The following is a 17733-nucleotide window of genomic DNA, read 5'->3' on the forward strand; positions in this document are numbered from 1 at the left end:
TGCGTCCCTCGACCTAGGTACCTGACTGAGGACGAGACTACGGCACGCTCGGACGGCCCCACACGCTCAGGAGCGGCGTTCCTGCTTCTGCTTGCACTCCACGCACAGGGTGGCCCGGGGGAAGGCCTGCATCCGGGCCTTGCCGATGGGCTTGCCGCAGTTCTCGCACAGACCGTAGGTGCCCGCGTCCAGCCGTTCGAGCGCGCGCTCGGTCTGGACGAGCATCTCGCGCGCGTTGGCGGCCAGCGCCAGCTCGTGCTCGCGGGTGATGTTCTTGGTGCCGGTGTCGGCCTGGTCGTCGCCCGCGCCGTCCCCGGAGTCGCGCATCAGGCCGACGAGGGACTCCTCGGACGAGCTGATCTCCTGCCGCAGCCGCTCCATCTCGGACTGGAGCTCGGCGCGTGCCTCGGCGACCTCCTGTTCGGTCCAGGGGTCCTCGCCGGGGCGCACCGCCAGCTCGCCGGGCTCCGCCGCGGCGAGCCGCGCCTGGGGCAGGGCGGTCTCCTCCGCCGTGGCCGTACCAGGAGTCTTCTTCGCAACCACGCTCGTGGCTCCCGTCTGCTCCGCGGCCCGCGCCGCGCCCGCCTTCTTGGCCTTGCTCTTCTCGTCCGGCTCCGCGTCGGGGGCCGCCGTCTCAGCGGCCTTCGCCGCGGTGGTTCCCGCTGCCGCGGTGTCCTTGGCCGCGGTCTTCCTGGCGGCCGTCTTCCTCGCCGCAGGCTTCTTGGCCGCCGATTTCCCGGCGGCCGCCTTCCCCGCAGCCGTCTTTCCGGCGGCCGCCTTCCCGGTGGCTGACTTCTTGGTGGCCGCCGTCTTCTTCGTGGTCGTCGTCTTCTTGGCGGCCGTCTTCTTCGCCACCGGGTGGGCGGCGGCCTCCCCGGCCACGCCCGACTGCTCCAGGACCGGCTTCACGGCGGCTCCCTTCTCGGCGGCGGCCTTCCCGGCCACCGCCTTCCTGTCCCCCTTCTGGGCCACGGCCTTCTTCGCCGCCGTCCTCCCGACGGCGGTCTTCCCGGCAGCGGTCTTGTCGGCACCCGTCCTGTCGGCCACGGTCTTCTTCGCGGTCCTCTTCGCCACCATGGCCGCGGCCCCTTCACATATTGTGATCTTGCGCGCGAATCGTGCTGGGACGATAAATCGACCTGACTCCCGCGGCAACGGGGCACACCGCCCGATTCGCCCGCCCGCACCCCCCGCGCGACGGGCCTGCATCCGTTGTGCCCAGCTCCCCGCCCGGTAATCCGCCCCGCGCGGTATCACCCCCGTACCCGCGCCATTCGGGGCATCCGGCACCCGGGCCGGACCCGCGGCCACCGCCACCCCGAAAAGCGGTCGGCCGCTGTCCGCGCGGCGCCGTACACTGGGCGGAGCGAAAAGCGTGGATGGGGACGAGTAGCGGCGTACGCAGCCCAGAGCGACCCGGGGACGGTGGAAGCCCGGGGGCGAGCGCGATGCGAAGATCACCCCGGAGCCGCCGGAAGAACGCCACAGCCCGAGGGCCCAGGCCAGTAGAACCGGTTTCGCGAACCCAATGAGGGGGCTCACCGGCGCCTGAGGCGCGGCGGCGGGCCAAGGAGGGTGGTACCGCGGGAGCGCGCCGCACACGGCGTGAGGAATCGAAGCTCTCGTCCCTCCGACGGAAGGCAGAAAGTCCGTTGGAGGATGCTCGCAGATGACAGCGCCGACGTACCGCCAGGTGCCCGCACAGGTCGACCTGCCCGCGCTTGAGCACGCCGTGCTCGACTTCTGGCGCGAGCAGAAGATCTTCGCCAAGACCCTGGAGCAGTCCGAGGGCCGCCCCGAGTGGGTGTTCTACGAGGGGCCGCCCACCGCCAACGGCATGCCCGGCGCCCACCACATCGAGGCACGCGTCTTCAAGGACGTCTTCCCCCGCTTCCGCACCATGCGGGGCTACCACGTGGCCCGCAAGGCCGGCTGGGACTGCCACGGCCTGCCCGTGGAGCTGGCCGTGGAGAAGGAGCTGGGCTTCTCCGGCAAGCAGGACATCGAGGCGTACGGCATCGCCGAGTTCAACGCCAGGTGCCGCGAGTCCGTGACCCGGCACACCGACGCCTTCACCGAGCTGACGACCCGCATGGGCTACTGGGTCGACCTGGACGACGCCTACCGGACCATGGACCCGGAGTACGTGGAGTCGGTCTGGTGGTCGCTGAAGGAGATCTTCGGCAAGGGCCTGCTGGTCCAGGACCACCGCGTCGCCCCCTGGTGCCCGCGCTGCGGCACCGGCCTGTCCGACCACGAGCTGGCGCAGGGCTACGAGACGGTCGTCGACCCCTCGGTGTACGTCCGCTTCCCGCTCACCTCCGGCCCGCTGGCCGGCGAGGCCGCGCTCCTGGTGTGGACGACGACCCCCTGGACCCTGGTCTCCAACACGGCGGTCGCCGCCCACCCGGAGGTCACCTACGTCGTCGCCACGAACGGCGAGGAGAAGGTCGTCGTCGCCGAGCCGCTGCTCGCCAAGGCGCTCGGCGAGGGCTGGGAGCCCACCGGGCAGACCTTCACCGGCGCCGAGATGGAGCGCTGGACGTACCAACGCCCGTTCGAGCTCGTCGAGTTCCCCGAGCCGGCCCACTACGTGGTGAACGCCGACTACGTGACCACCGAGGACGGTACGGGTCTGGTCCACCAGTCGCCCGCCTTCGGTGAGGACGACCTCAAGGTCTGCCGCTCCTACGGCCTGCCCGTCGTCAACCCGGTGCGCCCCGACGGCACCTTCGAGGAGGACGTGCCGCTGGTCGGCGGCGTCTTCTTCAAGAAGGCCGACGAACAGCTCACCGAGGACCTCAAGCAGCGCGGTCTGCTCTTCAGGCACCTGCCGTACGAGCACAGCTACCCGCACTGCTGGCGCTGCCACACCGCCCTGCTCTACTACGCGCAGCCCTCCTGGTACATCCGTACGACGGCCATCAAGGACCGCCTGATCCAGGAGAACGAGAAGACCAACTGGTTCCCGGAGACGGTCAAGCACGGCCGGTTCGGCGACTGGCTGAACAACAACATCGACTGGGCGCTGTCCCGCAACCGCTACTGGGGCACCCCGCTGCCGATCTGGCGCTGCGAGGACGACCACCTCACCTGCGTCGGCTCCCGCGCGGAGCTGTCCGAACTGTCCGGCACCGACCAGTCGGACCTCGACCCGCACCGCCCGTACATCGACGCGATCACCTTCGGCTGCCCGCACGAGGGCTGCGGCAAGACCGCCACGCGCGTGCCGGAGGTCATCGACGCCTGGTACGACTCGGGCTCGATGCCGTTCGCGCAGTGGGGCTACCCGTACAAGAACAAGGAGCTGTTCGAGAGCCGTTACCCGGCGCAGTTCATCTCCGAGGCGATCGACCAGACCCGCGGCTGGTTCTACACGCTGATGGCCGTCGGCACCCTGGTGTTCGACAAGTCGTCGTACGAGAACGTCGTGTGCCTCGGCCACATCCTCGCCGAGGACGGCCGCAAGATGTCCAAGCACCTGGGCAACATCCTGCAGCCGATCCCGCTGATGGACCAGCACGGCGCGGACGCGGTGCGCTGGTTCATGGCGGCGGGCGGTTCCCCGTGGGCGGCCCGCCGGGTCGGCCACGGCACCATCCAGGAGGTCGTCCGCAAGACGCTGCTGACGTACTGGAACACGGTCGCCTTCCAGGCGCTGTACGCCCGTACGTCGAACTGGGCGCCGAGCGCGGCGGACCCGGCGCCGGCCGAGCGCCCGCTGCTCGACCGCTGGCTGCTGTCCGAACTGCACGCGCTCACCGACCAGGTGACGCAGGCGCTGGAGGGGTACGACACCCAGCGCGCCGGCAAGCTGCTGTCCGCGTTCGTCGACGACCTGTCCAACTGGTACGTCCGCCGTTCGCGCCGCCGCTTCTGGCAGGGCGACAAGGCCGCGCTGCGCACGCTGCACGAGGTGCTGGAGACGGTCACCAGGTTGATGGCGCCGATCACCCCGTTCATCACCGAGCGGGTGTGGCAGGACCTGATCGCGCCGGTCACCCCGGGCGCGCCCGAGTCGGTGCACCTGGCGTCCTGGCCGGAGACGGACCTCGGTTCGATCGACCCGGAGCTGTCGAAGCAGATGGTGCTGGTGCGCCGGCTCGTGGAGCTGGGCCGTGCCACGCGTGCCGAGTCGGGCGTCAAGACCCGTCAGCCGCTGTCCCGTGCGCTGATCGCGGCGAGCGGGTTCGAGACCCTGGACCGCGAACTGCACACGCAGATCACGGAGGAGCTGAACGTCTCCTCGCTGGCGTCGCTGTCCGAGGTCGGCGGCTCGCTGGTGGACACCACCGCCAAGGCCAACTTCCGCGCGCTGGGCAAGCGGTTCGGCAAGCGGGTGCAGGAGGTCGCCAAGGCGATCGCCGCCGCGGACGCCGCCGCGCTGTCGCTGGCGCTGCGGCAGGGCACGGCCTCGGTGGAGGTCGACGGTGAGACGATCACCCTGGCGCCGGACGAGGTGATCATCACCGAGACGCCGCGCGAGGGCTGGTCGGTGGCGTCCGACTCCGGTGCGACGGTGGCGCTGGACCTGGAGATCACGGAGGAGCTGCGGCAGGCGGGTCTCGCCCGTGACGCCATCCGGCTCATCCAGGAGGCGCGCAAGAACAGCGGCCTGGATGTCGCCGACAGGATCGCGCTGCGGTGGACGTCCACGGACCCGGCGGTGATCGCGGCGCTGTCCGAACACGCCGAGCTGATCGCGGAGGAAGTTTTGGCGACCGACTTCGGTCAGGGTGAGGCCGACGACAGCTATGGGGATGCCTTCACCGACGAGGGGCTGAGCCTGACGTTCCGGCTGCGGAAGGCGTAAGCGCCGCCGACGGCCGGCCGAGCAGGGCCCGTCCTCCGGTTTCGGAGGGCGGGCCCTGCTTCATGGGCGGGGTTGGGAAGCCGGACCGTGCGCCCGCGCGGCGGAGCCGCACTTCGGTACGGTCCCGCGCCCCTGAAGCTTCCACGCGCCCCACGCGCCCCACGCGTAGAGCGCGCCCCGGTACGAAGACCGCGCCGCAGACACACGGACGCAGACAAAAGGACGCGGCCCCGGATCCATCGATCCGGGGCCGCGTCCTCAGCGCTGCCGACGCCTACGGCGTACTACTCACCGTTCCCGGTGCTCAGTTGTCGTCCTCGTCGATCAGGAAACCGCGCATCGGCGACGGGGCCTGGCCCATCGAGGACGGGCCCTGGGGACGGACCGGAGCCATCGGCTGGGTCATGGCGGGCGTCATCTGCTGCTGACCGCCGTAGGACGGGCCGGACGCCGGGGCGGGCGAGCCGCCCATCGTCTGGTTGCCGCCGAAGGACGGGGCGCTCGCGCCGGCCGGAGCCATGGAAGGCGCCGGGGACGGCGGCAGGGACGCGGCGGCCGGGGTACGCGGCGGGGCCAGCGAGTCGTCGGCCTGGGTCTCCAGCTGGCGCAGCTGCGACTCCAGGTACGACTTCAGGCGCGTGCGGTACTCGCGTTCGAAGCCGCGCAGGTCCTCGACCTTGCGCTCCAGCGTGGCGCGAGCGGACTCCAGGGAGCCCATCGCGACGCGGTGCTTCTCCTGCGCGTCCCGCTCCAGGGCGTCGGCCTTGGCACGGGCGTCACGCTCCAGACCCTCGGCGCGGCTGCGAGCCTCACCGACGATCTTGTTGGCCTCGGAGCGGGCCTCGGCGATCGCCTGGTCGGCGGTCTGCTGGGCCAGCGAGAGGACACGGGCGGCGCTGTCGCCACCGGGGCCCTGACCGGGACCGCCCATGGGACCACCCATAGGACCGCCCATCGGGCCACCCATAGGACCGCCCATGGGGCCGCCCATCTGCTGCTGCATGGGCGACTGGCCGCCCATCGGGCCCTGACCCATGGGGCCCTGGCCCATCGGACCCTGACCCATCGGGCCCTGACCCATGGGGCCCTGGCCCATCGGACCCTGACCCATGGGACCCTGACCCATGGGGCCCTGGCCCATCGGGCCGGGACCCTGTGGACCACCCTGACCGCTGGGACCGGCGGGCAGCTGCGGGGCACCGCTCGGCAGCTGGGGCGGACCACCCATGGGGCCACCCATCTGCTGCTGCGGCGGGCCCGATATCCCGGCGGGTACCGGAGCGCCGGGACCTCGCATGCCCTGCTGCTGCTCCTGCTCCGGAGGTTTCCGGGAGTTCTGCTGGTTCTGCGCGGCGGCCCGCGTGGCAGCGGCCAGCTTCGCGCGCAGATCCTCGTTCTCCCGGAGCAGACGGGTCAGTTCGGCTTCGACCTCGTCGAGGAAGGCATCGACCTCGTCCTCGTCATAGCCTTCTCGGAGGCGGACGGTCGTGAACTGCTTGTTCCGCACGTCCTCGGGGGTCAACGGCATCTCTTCACCTCAACGTAGTCATCGGCAGTCGGCAAGACCGGATCGTCCACAGGCTCATCTCACGAAGTTCTGCACGATGGCGATGAGAATGTAGACGATGATCATCAGTACGAAGAAGGACAGGTCGAGCGCCACGCCCCCGAGACGCAGCGGCGGAATGAACCGCCGCAGAAGCTTCAGCGGTGGATCGGTGACAGTGTAGGTGGCCTCCAGTACGACCACCATCGCCTTGCCGGGTTGCCATGAGCGGGCGAACTGGAAGACGTAGTCCATGACCAGCCGGAAGATGAGCACGACGAGGAACACCATCAGCGCGATGTAGATCACCTGCGCGAACACGCTCATGGCTGCGCTTCCCTCTCCCCTGTTTCCATGCTCTTGCGTACTGCGGTCCGGTCTGCGTCTCAGCTCTGGTTGAAGAACCCGCCCTCTGCGATGCGGGCCTTGTCCTCCGCCGTGACATCGACGTTAGCAGGAGACAACAGGAACACCTTCTGCGTCACCCGCTCGATACTGCCGTGAAGACCAAACACCAAACCGGCCGCAAAGTCGACAAGTCGCTTCGCGTCTGTGTCGTCCATCTCAGTCAGATTCATGATCACCGGGGTGCCCTCACGGAAGTGTTCCCCGATGGTACGGGCCTCGTTGTAGGTCCGCGGGTGCAATGTGGTGATCCGGTAAGGCTCTCGTTCCGACACGACCTTGGGCATGATCACCGGCGCGTTCTTCTCCAGGGACTGACGTTCTTGTGTGATGGACGCCACGGGCGCGATCCGCGCCGGGCGGCCCGATTCCGCGGCCGTCGAAGCCGCCCGGGAGACCGGTTCGCGCGGCGCCGGAGGCTGCACCACTCGCACCGATTCATCCCTTTGGGGCTGATGCGCTTCATGTGGTTGATGCAACGGCTCATGCCGTCGGTGGTCCCGCTCGGGCTCCGGGTCCAACTCGGGCTCGAAATCGTCATCGGGGTCGAATCCGCGGCCGTCGTACCCATCGTCCTCCACGAGGCCGAGGTAGACCGCCATCTTGCGCATCGCGCCGGCCATGCTCTGAGTCCTCCGCTCTGTGGTGGATCGGCTGACGACTGCCAAGTGCCCGCGATCCACGCGGTCGTTGTGTCCGTTTCGCGAACACTGACCATATTTTCTGCTGTGGTCCGACTTCCTGGCGACGTTACCCGAGCCGGGGACGGACACCGAGTACCGCAGTGCCGACGCGCACATGTGTCGCCCCGGCAGCCACGGCCTGTTCGAGGTCCGCACTCATCCCTGCCGACACCATGGTCGCAGCCGGATGGGCCCGGCGCAGGTCGGTCGACAAATCCATGAGGCGCTCGAACGCGGCCTGTTCGCGTCCCGCGTACTCCCCGGTGAGCGGGGCGACGGTCATCAGACCGTCGAGCCGCAGTCCCGGCGAACCGGCGACGAGATCGGCCAACTCTTCGATTCCCCCGGGAGCCACGCCTCCGCGCTCGCCCCGCCCGCTCGCGTCCGCGTCGAGCGCGACCTGGACGAGGCACCCCACCTCGCGCTCGGCGCGCACCGCCTCCTTGGACAGCGCGGTGACGAGCCGGGCGCGGTCGATCGACTGCACGACATCGGCGTAACCGACCACGGAACGCACCTTGTTGGTCTGCAACTGACCGACAAAGTGCCATGTCAGCGGCAGATCGGCACAAGCCGCGGCCTTCGGCGCGGCGTCCTGGTCGCGGTTCTCGGCGACGTGACGCACACCGAGTTCCGACAGAATCCGCACATCGCTCGCCGGGTAGGTCTTGGTGACCACGATCAGGGTCACCTCCTCACGCCCCCGCCCGGCCGCCGCGCAGGCGCCGGCGATGCGCTCCTCCACATTCGCCAGATTCTCGGCGAGTTCGGTCTTACGGTCCGTCATTCCCCATCAGTCCAGCCAGACATAGCCCGCGAGCCGCCCGGTGATGCGGTCGCGACGGTATGAGAAGTGGTCGCCCGACTCCAGCGTGCACACCGGCGACTGCGCCCGGTCGCACACCCCGAGCCGTTCGAGCTGCGCGTGCACTCCGGCGCTCACGTCCACCGCCGGAGTGCCCCAGCTGGTTTCAGCGTGCGCCGCCGGCTCCACGGCCGCCACCTCCGCCCGCATCGCCTCCGGCACCTCGTAGCACCGGCCGCAGACGGCCGGTCCGGTGCGGGCGACGATCCGTTCGGGCGCGGCGCCGAGTTCGACCATGGCCCGTACGGCGGCGGGGACGACCCCCTTGACCATGCCGGGCCGGCCCGCGTGGACCGCGGCGACGACGCCGGCGACGGGGTCGGCGAGGAGCACCGGCACGCAGTCGGCGGTGAGCACGGCGAGGGCGAGTCCGCGCCGGGCGGTGACGAGGGCGTCGACCTCCGGCACGGGGCTCCCCCCGTCCCGGCTTCGCTCGATCGGGTGGACCCCCGTGCCCCAGGGCTCGTCCACCACGGCCACCTCGGCGCCGTGCACCTGGTTCATCCACACCACGCGGGCGGGGTCCAGGCCGAGCGCCTTGGCGGCGATCTCCCGGTTGGCCCTCACGGCCTCGGGCGTGTCGCCGACCGCGCCCCCGAGGTTCAGCTCCTCATACGGAGCGGCGCTCACCCCGCCCCACCTGTCGGTGAAGGCGAAGTGCGCGCCGCTCACGCTCTCGCGCTGTCCTATCACTTCAGGAAGTCCGGGACGTCCAGTTCCTCGGCCGCGCTGTCCGAGTAGGCGGGCCGCGGCGCCGGGGTGATCGGCGGGGCGACCGGGATGTCGGCCACCGGCTCGGGGGCCGGCTCCGGCTCCTCCTTCGGCTTCACGCTGCCGAGCGAGCCGAAGGACGGGCGGCTCTCGGGCTGCCGTACCGGAGCGGGCTCCTCGCGGCGGGCCGGGGCCGAAGTCGAGGCCGAGCCGAGCGCGTTGTCCCGGCGGGCCGGCGGCTGGCCGCCGTCGAAGCCGGCCGCGATCACGGTGACCCGGACCTCGTCGCCGAGGGCGTCGTCGATGACCGCGCCGAAGATGATGTTGGCCTCGGGGTGCGCGGCCTCGCTGACCAGCTGGGCCGCCTCGTTGATCTCGAAGAGGCCGAGGTCGGAGCCGCCGGAGATGGACAGCAGCACGCCCCGGGCGCCGTCGATGGACGCCTCCAGGAGCGGCGAGGAGATCGCCATCTCGGCCGCGGCCACCGCGCGGTCGTCACCGCGGGCCGAACCGATGCCCATGAGGGCCGAACCCGCCTCGGACATGACCGACTTCACATCGGCGAAGTCGAGGTTGATCAGGCCCGGAGTGGTGATGAGGTCGGTGATGCCCTGGACACCGGAGAGCAGGACCTGGTCGGCGGACTTGAAGGCGTCCAGGACCGAGACCTGGCGGTCCGAGATGGACAGCAGCCGGTCGTTCGGGATGACGATGAGGGTGTCCACCTCTTCGCGCAGCTCGGCGATGCCGTCCTCGGCCTGGTTCGCGCGGCGCCGTCCCTCGAAGGTGAACGGGCGCGTGACCACGCCGATGGTGAGGGCGCCCAGGGAGCGCGCGATGTTGGCCACGACGGGCGCGCCGCCGGTGCCGGTGCCGCCGCCTTCACCGGCCGTCACGAAGACCATGTCGGCCCCCTTGAGGACCTCCTCGATCTCCTCGCGGTGGTCCTCGGCGGCCTTGCGGCCGACGGCCGGGTTGGCGCCGGCGCCGAGTCCGCGGGTGAGTTCACGGCCGACGTCCAGCTTGACGTCGGCGTCGCTCATCAACAGCGCCTGCGCGTCGGTGTTGATGGCGATGAACTCGACACCCTTGAGACCGACCTCGATCATCCGGTTGATGGCATTGACACCACCGCCGCCGACACCGATGACCTTGATGACTGCGAGGTAGTTCTGCGGTGCTGCCACGTCGAAGGCCTCTCGCCTCGAATTACGTCGTCGCCGCCGGGCGGTTCCCCGCGCCGGGACGACAGATGCCGAATGGGACGGTCCGTAGCGCCGACCCGAACCCTAAGCCTGAAGTTTAGGGTTACCAGTGTGTCTGTTCCCTGGAGTCTTCTGAACAGGACACTAAGTCGACAAGTGGCGCCCGTTCAACGAACACGCCGAACCTCCCGTTTTTCTTTTCACCCTATGTGATCAGCCATAGCGGTGCCCAACCAGGGTGCTGGCCTGCGCTGATGTGCGTCAACTCCCGGATGACGCAGGGGCTGTGGGGGCGCTGACGTCGAAGTGCCGTGCGCCGGAAGCTGCTTTCATGAGTGCGGTGAGGGTCCGTGCCTTGGCACGGCCGTTCTCCGCGCTGCCCCAGGCGACGGTGCGGCCGTCGGCCAACTCCAGCTCGATGTCGTCGTAGGAGCGGACCTGGACGGTGCGGGTCAGGGTCCGGACGGGACCCGGCAGTTCGCCGGCCACCCGGACCGCCTCGCGCACCAGCCGACCGGTGCCGAAGCGGCGCAGGCTCGCGACGGCCGGGCCCGACGCCGACACGGACATCCGCAGCAGCGGAACGCCTGTGGGCGCCTGGGCGACCGTGGCGAACCGGACGCCCTGGTGGTCGACTTCGACGAAGTCCCCGCCCTTGCGGACGAGCAGTACCGGGGTCCGCTCGGTCACCTTCAGCTCGATGCCGTGCGGCCAGGAACGGGACACGTCGACCGTGTCGATCCGGGGCAGCTTCCGGCGCATCCGGGCCGCGATGACATCGGTGTCGACCGACACCATCGGCGCCCCGACCGGAACGGCGGCCGCGTCGCGCACCTCGCCGGGGGTCAGCGTCCGGGTGCCCGACACCGGGACGCGCTCGACGCGCAGCCACGAGGAGCCGTACAACACCCAGAGGGAACCGGCCGCTGCGAGCGCCACGGCCACGGCCAGGACGACGGTCGTACGAAGACGTAGTCGTCTGATCCTTCGGACGAGCGGCGGGCCGGACGACTCCTGCTGGCGTTCCCCGCGTTCGCGGGTCGTCGGTCCGGCCACGCTCACTGCCCTTTCGTCATACGGTCCTAACGGCGCGAGGCGATGGCCTCGTACACCATGCCGACGAGCAGGTCGTCGGCGTCCCGGCGGCCGAACTCGCTTGCGGCGCGCGACATCTCGTAGAGCCGGTGCGGGTCGGCGAGCACCGGCAGCACGTTCTGCTGCACCCACTCGGGCGTCAGTTCCGCGTCGTCCACGAGGAGTCCGCCGCCTGCCTTGACCACCGGCTGGGCGTTCAGCCGCTGTTCGCCGTTGCCGATGGGCAGCGGGACATAGGCGGCCGGGAGCCCGACGGCGGAGAGTTCGGCGACGGTCATCGCGCCCGCGCGGCAGAGCATCATGTCGGCCGCGGCGTACGCGAGGTCCATCCGGTCCAGGTAACTTACCGGGATGTAGGGCGGCATTCCCGGCATCTGCTGCACATGCGGCAGTTCGTTCTTCGGGCCGACCGCGTGCAGGATCTGGATGCCGGCCTGCTGGAGCCACGGGGCGACCTGCTGGACGACCTCGTTGAGCCGGCGCGCGCCCTGCGAGCCGCCGGAGACCAGCAGCGTGGGCAGGTTGGGGTCGAGGCCGAAGCGGTGCCGGGCCTCGGGGCGGACGGCGGCGCGGTCCAGCGTGGCGATGGAGCGGCGCAGCGGGATGCCGATGTACCGGGAGTTGCGCAGCTTGCTGTCCGGCGTGGAGACGGCGACCTGGGCCGCGTACCGGGAGCCGATCTTGTTGGCCAGACCCGGGCGCGCGTTGGCCTCGTGGATCACGATGGGCACACCGAGCCGCTTGGCGGCCAGGTAGGCGGGCAGCGCGACGTAGCCGCCGAAGCCGGCCACGGCGTCCGCCTTGGTGCGTTCGAGGATCTGCTCGGCGGCCTTGATGGTGCCCCGCAGCCGGCCCGGGACGGTGATCAGTTCGGGAGTGGGCTTGCGCGGCAGCGGCACGGCCGGGATCAGCGCCAGCTCGTAGCCGCGCTCCGGGACGAGCCGGGTCTCCAGGCCGCGCTCCGTGCCCAGGGCCGTGATCCCCACGCTCGGGTCCTGCCTGCGCAGGGCGTCCGCGAGGGCGAGCGCGGGCTCGATGTGGCCGGCGGTCCCCCCACCGGCGAGTACGACATGCACCGAAATTCACCGCTCTCCGGACGGACGCGCCGCCGAGGCACGCCGTCGCATCGTGTTCCATCTCCGAGGCCCCCGCTCCGCACCGGAGCCTCCCGCCCGCTTTCTACCAAAGCGAGGTTGCCGCATCGCAAGCGCCGTCCGCGCAGCGGGATCGTCGCGCGCGAACGCGATCAGCAGCCCGATGGCGAACATGGTCGGCAGCAGGGCGGATCCTCCGTAGGAGAACAGCGGGAGCGGGACGCCGGCGATCGGCAGCAGACCGAGCACCGCACCGATGTTGATCACCGCCTGAGCGATGATCCAGGTGGTCACGCCTCCCGCGGCGTACCTCACGAAGGGGTCTTTCGTGCGTCCGGCCACGCGGATACCCGCATAGCCTAGAGCCGCGAACAGGGCGAGCACCGACAGTGTCCCCGCCAGGCCCAGTTCCTCACCGGTGACCGCGAAGATGAAGTCGGTGTGCGCTTCCGGCAGTTGGCCCCATTTTTCCACACTCGCGCCGAGTCCGGAGCCGAAGAGTCCGCCGGAGGCGAGCGCGTAGATGCCGTGCACCGCCTGCCAGCAGTCCGCGCCTTTGGCCCGGGGCTCGGTGGCGCCGATGCAGGCGAGGCGGGCCATCCGGTTGGGGCTGGTCTCGATCAGGAGCACCCCGATCACGACCGCGATCGACAGCACGCCCGCGAACAGCCGGGTCGGGGCGCCCGCGAGCCACAGCAGTCCGAACAGGATCGCTGTGAGAATGATCGCGGTTCCCATGTCGCCGCCGAGCATGATCAGCCCGAGCAGCAGGAAGGCGACCGGCACCAGCGGCACCAGCATGTGCTTCCACTGGGTCAGGAGCTTCTTCTCCTGCTTGCGGGCGATCAGGTCCGCGCCCCACAGCACCAGCGCGAGCTTGCCGAACTCGCTGGGCTGGATCTGGAAGGAGCCGCCGAGCGAGATCCAGTTCTGGTTGCCGTTGACCGCCATCCCTATCCCGGGCACCTGCACCAGGGCCATCAGGAAGACGGCGCCCGCGAGGATCGGGTAGGCGAGCGCCCGGTGCAGCTTCACCGGCATCCTGGAGGCCGCGAACAGCAGGACGCCGCCGATCACGGCGGCCAGCAGCTGCTTGCGGAAGAAGTACGACCCGGGCAGCGACATCTGGAGCGCGGTGACCTGGGACGCCGAGTAGACCATCACCAGGCCGAGCACCGTGATCAGCATGCTGCCGCCGACGATCAGGTAATAGGCGGTCAGGGGCCGGTCCCAGGCCCGCCGGGCGCGCGTGACGAGCCGCTGCACGGGGTTCTCGCGCGCGGATCCGGGGACGGCGGGACGCCGGGACGCCCGCTGCACAGGGGGCTTTCCGGTACGGCTACTGGCCATCGGCGCCTCCACTGGACGTCTGCCGCCCCACGCGTCCCTCCCAGGATCCGCCCGGCGGGCGGCCGGGGTCAGGCGCGGAGTTCGCGGACCGCCGTCGCGAACGCGTCACCGCGCTGGTTGTAGTTGGTGAACATGTCCATGGAGGCGCAGGCCGGAGCGAGGAGCACCGTGTCGCCGGCGACCGCGAGCCGCCTGGCCTCCGTCACCGCCTGGAGCATCGCCCCAGTGTCGGTCCGGTCGAGGTCGACCACGGGTACTTCCGGCGCGTGTCGCGCGAGGGCCTCGCGGATCAGGGCCCGGTCGGCGCCGATCAGGACGACGGCGCGCAGACGCTTCGCCGAGGCGGCGACCAGTTCGTCGAAGGTCGCGCCCTTGGCGAGGCCGCCCGCGATCCACACGATCGACTCGTAGGCCGCCAACGAGGCCTGCGCGGCATGGGTGTTGGTCGCCTTGGAGTCGTCCACGTAGGCCACGCCGTCGAGGTCGGCGACGTGCTCGATGCGGTGGGCGTCCGGCCGGAAGGCGCGCAGTCCGTCCCGTACGGCCTGGGCGGGCACCCCGAAGGCGCGCGCGAGGGCCGCCGCCGCGAGGGCGTTGGCGATGTTGTGCGGGGCCGGCGGGTGGATGTCGGAGACCTCGGCCAGTTCCTGCGCGTTCTTCTGCCGGTTCTCGACGAAGGCGCGGTCGACCAGGATGCCGTCCACGACGCCGAGTTGGGAGGGGCCGGGGGTGCCGAGGGTGAACCCGACGGCCCGGCAGCCCTCTTCGACGTCGGCCTCGCGCACCAGGTCCTCGGTGGCCTTGTCGGCCACGTTGTAGACGCAGGCCACCTTGTTGCCCTCGTAGATGCGGCCCTTGTCGGCGGCGTAGGCCTCCATGGAGCCGTGCCAGTCGAGGTGGTCGGGCGCTAGGTTCAGGACGGCGGCGGAATGGGCGCGCAGCGAGGGCGCCCAGTGCAGCTGGTAGCTGGACAGCTCGACGGCCAGGACGTCGTACGTCTCCTCGCCGAGGACGGCGTCCAGCAGGGAGACGCCGATGTTGCCGACGGCCGCCGTACGCAGGCCCGCCGCCTTCAGGATGGAGGCGAGCATCTGCACGGTGGTGGTCTTGCCGTTGGTGCCGGTGACGGCCAGCCAGGGGGCCGCGTCGGGCCCCCTGAGCCGCCAGGCCAGCTCCACGTCGCCCCAGACCGGCACGCCCGCCTGGGCGGCCGCCCGGAAGAGCGGCTTGCCAGGCTGCCAGCCGGGCGCGGTGACGATCAGCTCGGTGCCCTCCGGGAGGGTGGCCCCGTCGCCCAGGCGCACGGTGACGCCGAGCGCCTGGAGGCCGGCGGCCTGCTCGCGGGCGCGGGCGTCGTCGCCGTCGTTGACGACCGTGACGATCGCGCCGCGCGCGTGCAGCGCCTTGGCCGCCGGGACGCCGGAGACGCCGAGTCCCGCGACGGTGACGTGCTTGCCCTGGAAGTCGTAGGGCGCCGAGCCGGTGGTCACTTTTCCGCTGCCCATCCCGCGTAGAAGAGGCCCAGTCCGACGATCACACAGATGCCTTGGATGATCCAGAAGCGGACCACGACCAGGACCTCGGACCAGCCTTTGAGTTCGAAGTGGTGCTGGAGTGGTGCCATCCGGAAGACGCGCTTGCCGGTGAGCCGGAAGGAGCCGACCTGGATGACGACCGACATGGTGATGAGGACGAACAGGCCGCCCATGATGGCCACCAGCAGCTCCGTGCGGGAGAGGATGGCCAGACCGGTGAGGACACCGCCGAGGGCGAGCGAGCCGGTGTCGCCCATGAAGATCTTCGCCGGCGAGGTGTTCCACCACAGGAAGCCCAGGCAGGCGCCCATCAGCGCGGAGGCGACCACGGCGAGGTCGAGCGGGTCGCGCACCTCGTAGCAGGCGGCCGGGTTGGTCAGGGTCTGCGCGTTGGCGCAGGACTCCTGGTACTGCCAGACGCCGATGAAGGTGTAGGCGCCGAAGACGAGGACGGAGGCGCCGGTGGCGAGGCCGTCCAGACCGTCGGTCAGGTTCACGCCGTTCGACATCGCGAGGATCATGAACAGCGCCCAGATCACGAACAGCACCGGGCCGATCGACCAGCCGAAGTCCGTGATGAACGACAGCTTGGTGGAGGCCGGCGTGTTGCCGCGGGCGTCGGGGAACATCAGCGCCAGCACGGCGAAGGCGATGCCGACGATCAGCTGGCCGGCCATCTTCGCCTTGGCCCGCAGGCCCAGCGAACGCCGCTTGACGATCTTGATGTAGTCGTCCAGGAAGCCGACCAGGCCCATACCGACCATCAGGCCGAGCACCAGCAGGCCGGAGAACGTCGGCGGCTTGCCGGTGATCACCTTGGACAGGAAGTACGCGGCGACCGTCGCCAGGATGAAGGCGATACCACCCATGGTCGGCGTACCGCGCTTGCTGAGGTGCTCGCGCGGGCCGTCGTCACGGATGAACTGGCCGTAGCCCTTGCGGGCCAGCAGCTTGATCAGCAGCGGGGTGCCGACCAGGGTGAGGAAGAGGCCAATGACTCCCGAGAACAGGATCTGGTTCATCATCGGGCGGCAACCTCACCCTCGGCACCGGTCTCCAGCAGCGCCGCGGCGACACCTTCGAGCCCCACCGAACGGGACGCCTTCACGAGGACGACGTCCCCCGGGCGCAACTCGCTGCGCAACAGGTCGATCGCCGCCTGTGCGTCGGACACGTGCACCGACTCCTCACCCCACGAACCCTCGTTATATGCGCCCAGTTGCAGCCAGGAGGCCTCAATCCCCCCGACGGCGACGAGCTTGCTGACGTTGAGCCGGACGGCGAGCCGTCCGACGGCGTCGTGCTCGGCGAGCGCCTCGTCCCCCAGCTCGGCCATCTTGCCGAGCACCGCCCATGTGCGCCGCTCCTTGCCCATGGCCACGAGCGCCCGAAGGGCGGCCCGCATGGACTCGGGGTTGGCGTTGTAGGCGTCGTTGACGATGGTCACGCCGTCCGGGCGCTCGGTGACCTCCATGCGCCAGCGGGAGAGGGAGCCCGCCCCGGAGAGCGCGGTGGCGATCTCTTCCGCGGACATGCCCAGCTCATGGGCGACGGCGGCCGCGGCGAGCGCGTTCGACACGTGATGCTCACCGTACAGGCGCATGGTCACATCAGATGCACCGGAGGGTGTGTGAAGCCTGAAGAAGGGCTGTCCGGTGTCCGTGAGTCGTACGTTCTCGGCGCGTACGTCCGCTTCGGCCGACTCTCCGAAAAGGACCACCTTCGCCTTGGTACGCGGTGCCATGGCGCGCACCAGCGGGTCGTCGGCGTTGAGGACGGCCGCGCCGTCCTCGGGCAGCCCCTCGATGATCTCGCCCTTGGCCTGGGCGATCTGCTCGCGGCCGCCGAACTCGCCGATGTGGGCGGTGCCGACGTTGAGGACGACGCCGATCCTCGGCGGGGTGAGGCCGGTGAGGTAGCGGATGTGGCCGATGCCGCGGGCGCCCATCTCCAGGACCAGGAAACGGGTTTCCTCGGTCGCGGTCAGGGCGGTCAGCGGCAGCCCGATCTCGTTGTTGAACGAGCCCGGCGTGTACACCGTCGGCGCCTTGCTGCCCAGCACCTGGGCGATGAGGTCCTTGGTGCTGGTCTTGCCCGCCGAGCCGGTCAGGGCGACGAGGGTCGCGCCGAGCTTGCCGACGACGTGCCGGGCGAGGGCGCCGAGGGCGCTCTGGACGTCCTCGACCACGATCGCGGGCACACCGACCGGGCGCGACGCCAGTACGGCGACCGCGCCCGCCTCGATGACCTGCGGTGCGAAGTCGTGGCCGTCCACGCGCTCGCCGACGAAGGCGGCGAACAGGCTGCCGGGCACCACCTCCCGGGAGTCCCGGACGACCGGTCCGGTGACCTCGACGGACGGATCCGGTATGTCGTGCGTCTGCCCGCCGACGACAGCTGCGATCTCGGCGAGGGAGAGGGCGATCACAAG

14 protein-coding genes are annotated in these 17733 nt (G+C 70.4%); 1 reads left to right on the forward strand and 13 read right to left on the reverse strand.

What is annotated here, in order from left to right; genetic code table 11:
- Positions 1 to 66 precede the first annotated feature (66 nt).
- A complete protein-coding gene (locus ACWDD7_RS16080; RefSeq protein WP_450457748.1) occupies positions 67 to 1077 on the reverse strand; it encodes a TraR/DksA family transcriptional regulator in 1011 nt (336 codons plus the stop codon).
- 592 nt (positions 1078 to 1669) lie between these two features.
- Between ACWDD7_RS16080 and ileS the strand changes: the two genes are divergently transcribed.
- Positions 1670 to 4813 (forward strand): isoleucine--tRNA ligase, encoded by a 3144-nt coding sequence (gene ileS, locus ACWDD7_RS16085; RefSeq protein WP_351879742.1) that lies wholly within the window; start codon positions 1670 to 1672, stop codon positions 4811 to 4813.
- Between the two features lie 304 nt (positions 4814 to 5117).
- Here the strand turns inward: ileS and ACWDD7_RS16090 are convergent, their stop codons facing one another.
- The 12 genes from ACWDD7_RS16090 to ACWDD7_RS16145 all read right to left on the reverse strand — a co-directional run bounded on the left by ACWDD7_RS16090 (position 5118) and on the right by ACWDD7_RS16145 (position 17730).
- A complete protein-coding gene (locus ACWDD7_RS16090; RefSeq protein ID WP_351876898.1) occupies positions 5118 to 6341 on the reverse strand; it encodes a DivIVA domain-containing protein in 1224 nt (407 codons plus the stop codon).
- A gap of 54 nt (positions 6342 to 6395) precedes the next feature.
- Positions 6396 to 6686 carry a YggT family protein gene (locus ACWDD7_RS16095; RefSeq protein ID WP_285553895.1) on the reverse strand — a complete coding sequence of 97 codons (291 nt, stop codon included), beginning with the start codon at positions 6684 to 6686 and terminating at the stop codon, positions 6396 to 6398.
- Between the two features lie 59 nt (positions 6687 to 6745).
- Positions 6746 to 7387, reverse strand: a complete 642-nt coding sequence (gene sepF, locus ACWDD7_RS16100; protein ID WP_450457749.1) for a cell division protein SepF — start codon at positions 7385 to 7387, stop codon at positions 6746 to 6748.
- A 127-nt stretch (positions 7388 to 7514) separates the two neighbouring features.
- Positions 7515 to 8234 carry a YggS family pyridoxal phosphate-dependent enzyme gene (locus ACWDD7_RS16105; protein ID WP_392211216.1) on the reverse strand — a complete coding sequence of 240 codons (720 nt, stop codon included), beginning with the start codon at positions 8232 to 8234 and terminating at the stop codon, positions 7515 to 7517.
- A gap of 6 nt (positions 8235 to 8240) precedes the next feature.
- A complete protein-coding gene (gene pgeF / locus ACWDD7_RS16110) occupies positions 8241 to 9005 on the reverse strand; it encodes a peptidoglycan editing factor PgeF (protein WP_450457750.1) in 765 nt (254 codons plus the stop codon).
- A complete protein-coding gene (ftsZ, locus tag ACWDD7_RS16115; RefSeq protein ID WP_285553903.1) occupies positions 9002 to 10210 on the reverse strand; it encodes a cell division protein FtsZ in 1209 nt (402 codons plus the stop codon). The genes pgeF and ftsZ overlap by 4 nt, the downstream gene beginning before the upstream one ends.
- 279 nt (positions 10211 to 10489) lie before the next feature.
- Positions 10490 to 11284, reverse strand: coding sequence for a cell division protein FtsQ/DivIB (locus tag ACWDD7_RS16120; protein WP_450457751.1), 795 nt, complete (start codon positions 11282 to 11284; stop codon positions 10490 to 10492).
- A gap of 26 nt (positions 11285 to 11310) precedes the next feature.
- Positions 11311 to 12399 (reverse strand): undecaprenyldiphospho-muramoylpentapeptide beta-N-acetylglucosaminyltransferase, encoded by a 1089-nt coding sequence (gene murG, locus ACWDD7_RS16125; protein WP_351876893.1) that lies wholly within the window; start codon positions 12397 to 12399, stop codon positions 11311 to 11313.
- 6 nt (positions 12400 to 12405) lie between these two features.
- Entirely contained in the window at positions 12406 to 13767 is a 1362-nt protein-coding gene (gene ftsW, locus ACWDD7_RS16130; RefSeq protein WP_450457752.1) for a putative lipid II flippase FtsW, read from the reverse strand.
- A gap of 68 nt (positions 13768 to 13835) precedes the next feature.
- Positions 13836 to 15272 (reverse strand): UDP-N-acetylmuramoyl-L-alanine--D-glutamate ligase, encoded by a 1437-nt coding sequence (murD, locus tag ACWDD7_RS16135; protein ID WP_351876891.1) that lies wholly within the window; start codon positions 15270 to 15272, stop codon positions 13836 to 13838.
- On the reverse strand, positions 15254 to 16327 hold the full coding sequence (gene mraY / locus ACWDD7_RS16140; RefSeq protein ID WP_285553910.1) for a phospho-N-acetylmuramoyl-pentapeptide-transferase: 1074 nt from the start codon (positions 16325 to 16327) through the stop codon (positions 15254 to 15256). Before mraY ends, murD begins: the two co-directional genes overlap by 19 nt.
- Positions 16324 to 17730, reverse strand: coding sequence for a UDP-N-acetylmuramoyl-tripeptide--D-alanyl-D-alanine ligase (locus ACWDD7_RS16145; RefSeq protein ID WP_351876890.1), 1407 nt, complete (start codon positions 17728 to 17730; stop codon positions 16324 to 16326). Before ACWDD7_RS16145 ends, mraY begins: the two co-directional genes overlap by 4 nt.
- Between the last annotated feature and the right edge of the window lie 3 nt (positions 17731 to 17733).

The organism is Streptomyces sp. NPDC001056 (assembly GCF_053598955.1).

Excerpts from the sequence above, each read along its gene's own strand:
- ACWDD7_RS16090 (WP_351876898.1), bottom strand. The coding sequence starts at position 6,341 with ATGCCGTTGACCCCCGAGGACGTGCGGAACAAGCAGTTCACGACCGTC.
- sepF (WP_450457749.1), bottom strand. The coding sequence starts at position 7,387 with ATGGCCGGCGCGATGCGCAAGATGGCGGTCTACCTCGGCCTCGTGGAG.
- ACWDD7_RS16080 (WP_450457748.1), bottom strand. The coding sequence starts at position 1,077 with ATGGTGGCGAAGAGGACCGCGAAGAAGACCGTGGCCGACAGGACGGGT.
- ACWDD7_RS16095 (WP_285553895.1), bottom strand. The coding sequence starts at position 6,686 with ATGAGCGTGTTCGCGCAGGTGATCTACATCGCGCTGATGGTGTTCCTC.
- mraY (WP_285553910.1), bottom strand. The coding sequence starts at position 16,327 with ATGATGAACCAGATCCTGTTCTCGGGAGTCATTGGCCTCTTCCTCACC.
- murD (WP_351876891.1), bottom strand. The coding sequence starts at position 15,272 with ATGGGCAGCGGAAAAGTGACCACCGGCTCGGCGCCCTACGACTTCCAG.
- ileS (WP_351879742.1), top strand. The coding sequence starts at position 1,670 with ATGACAGCGCCGACGTACCGCCAGGTGCCCGCACAGGTCGACCTGCCC.
- ACWDD7_RS16105 (WP_392211216.1), bottom strand. The coding sequence starts at position 8,234 with ATGACGGACCGTAAGACCGAACTCGCCGAGAATCTGGCGAATGTGGAG.
- ftsW (WP_450457752.1), bottom strand. The coding sequence starts at position 13,767 with ATGGCCAGTAGCCGTACCGGAAAGCCCCCTGTGCAGCGGGCGTCCCGG.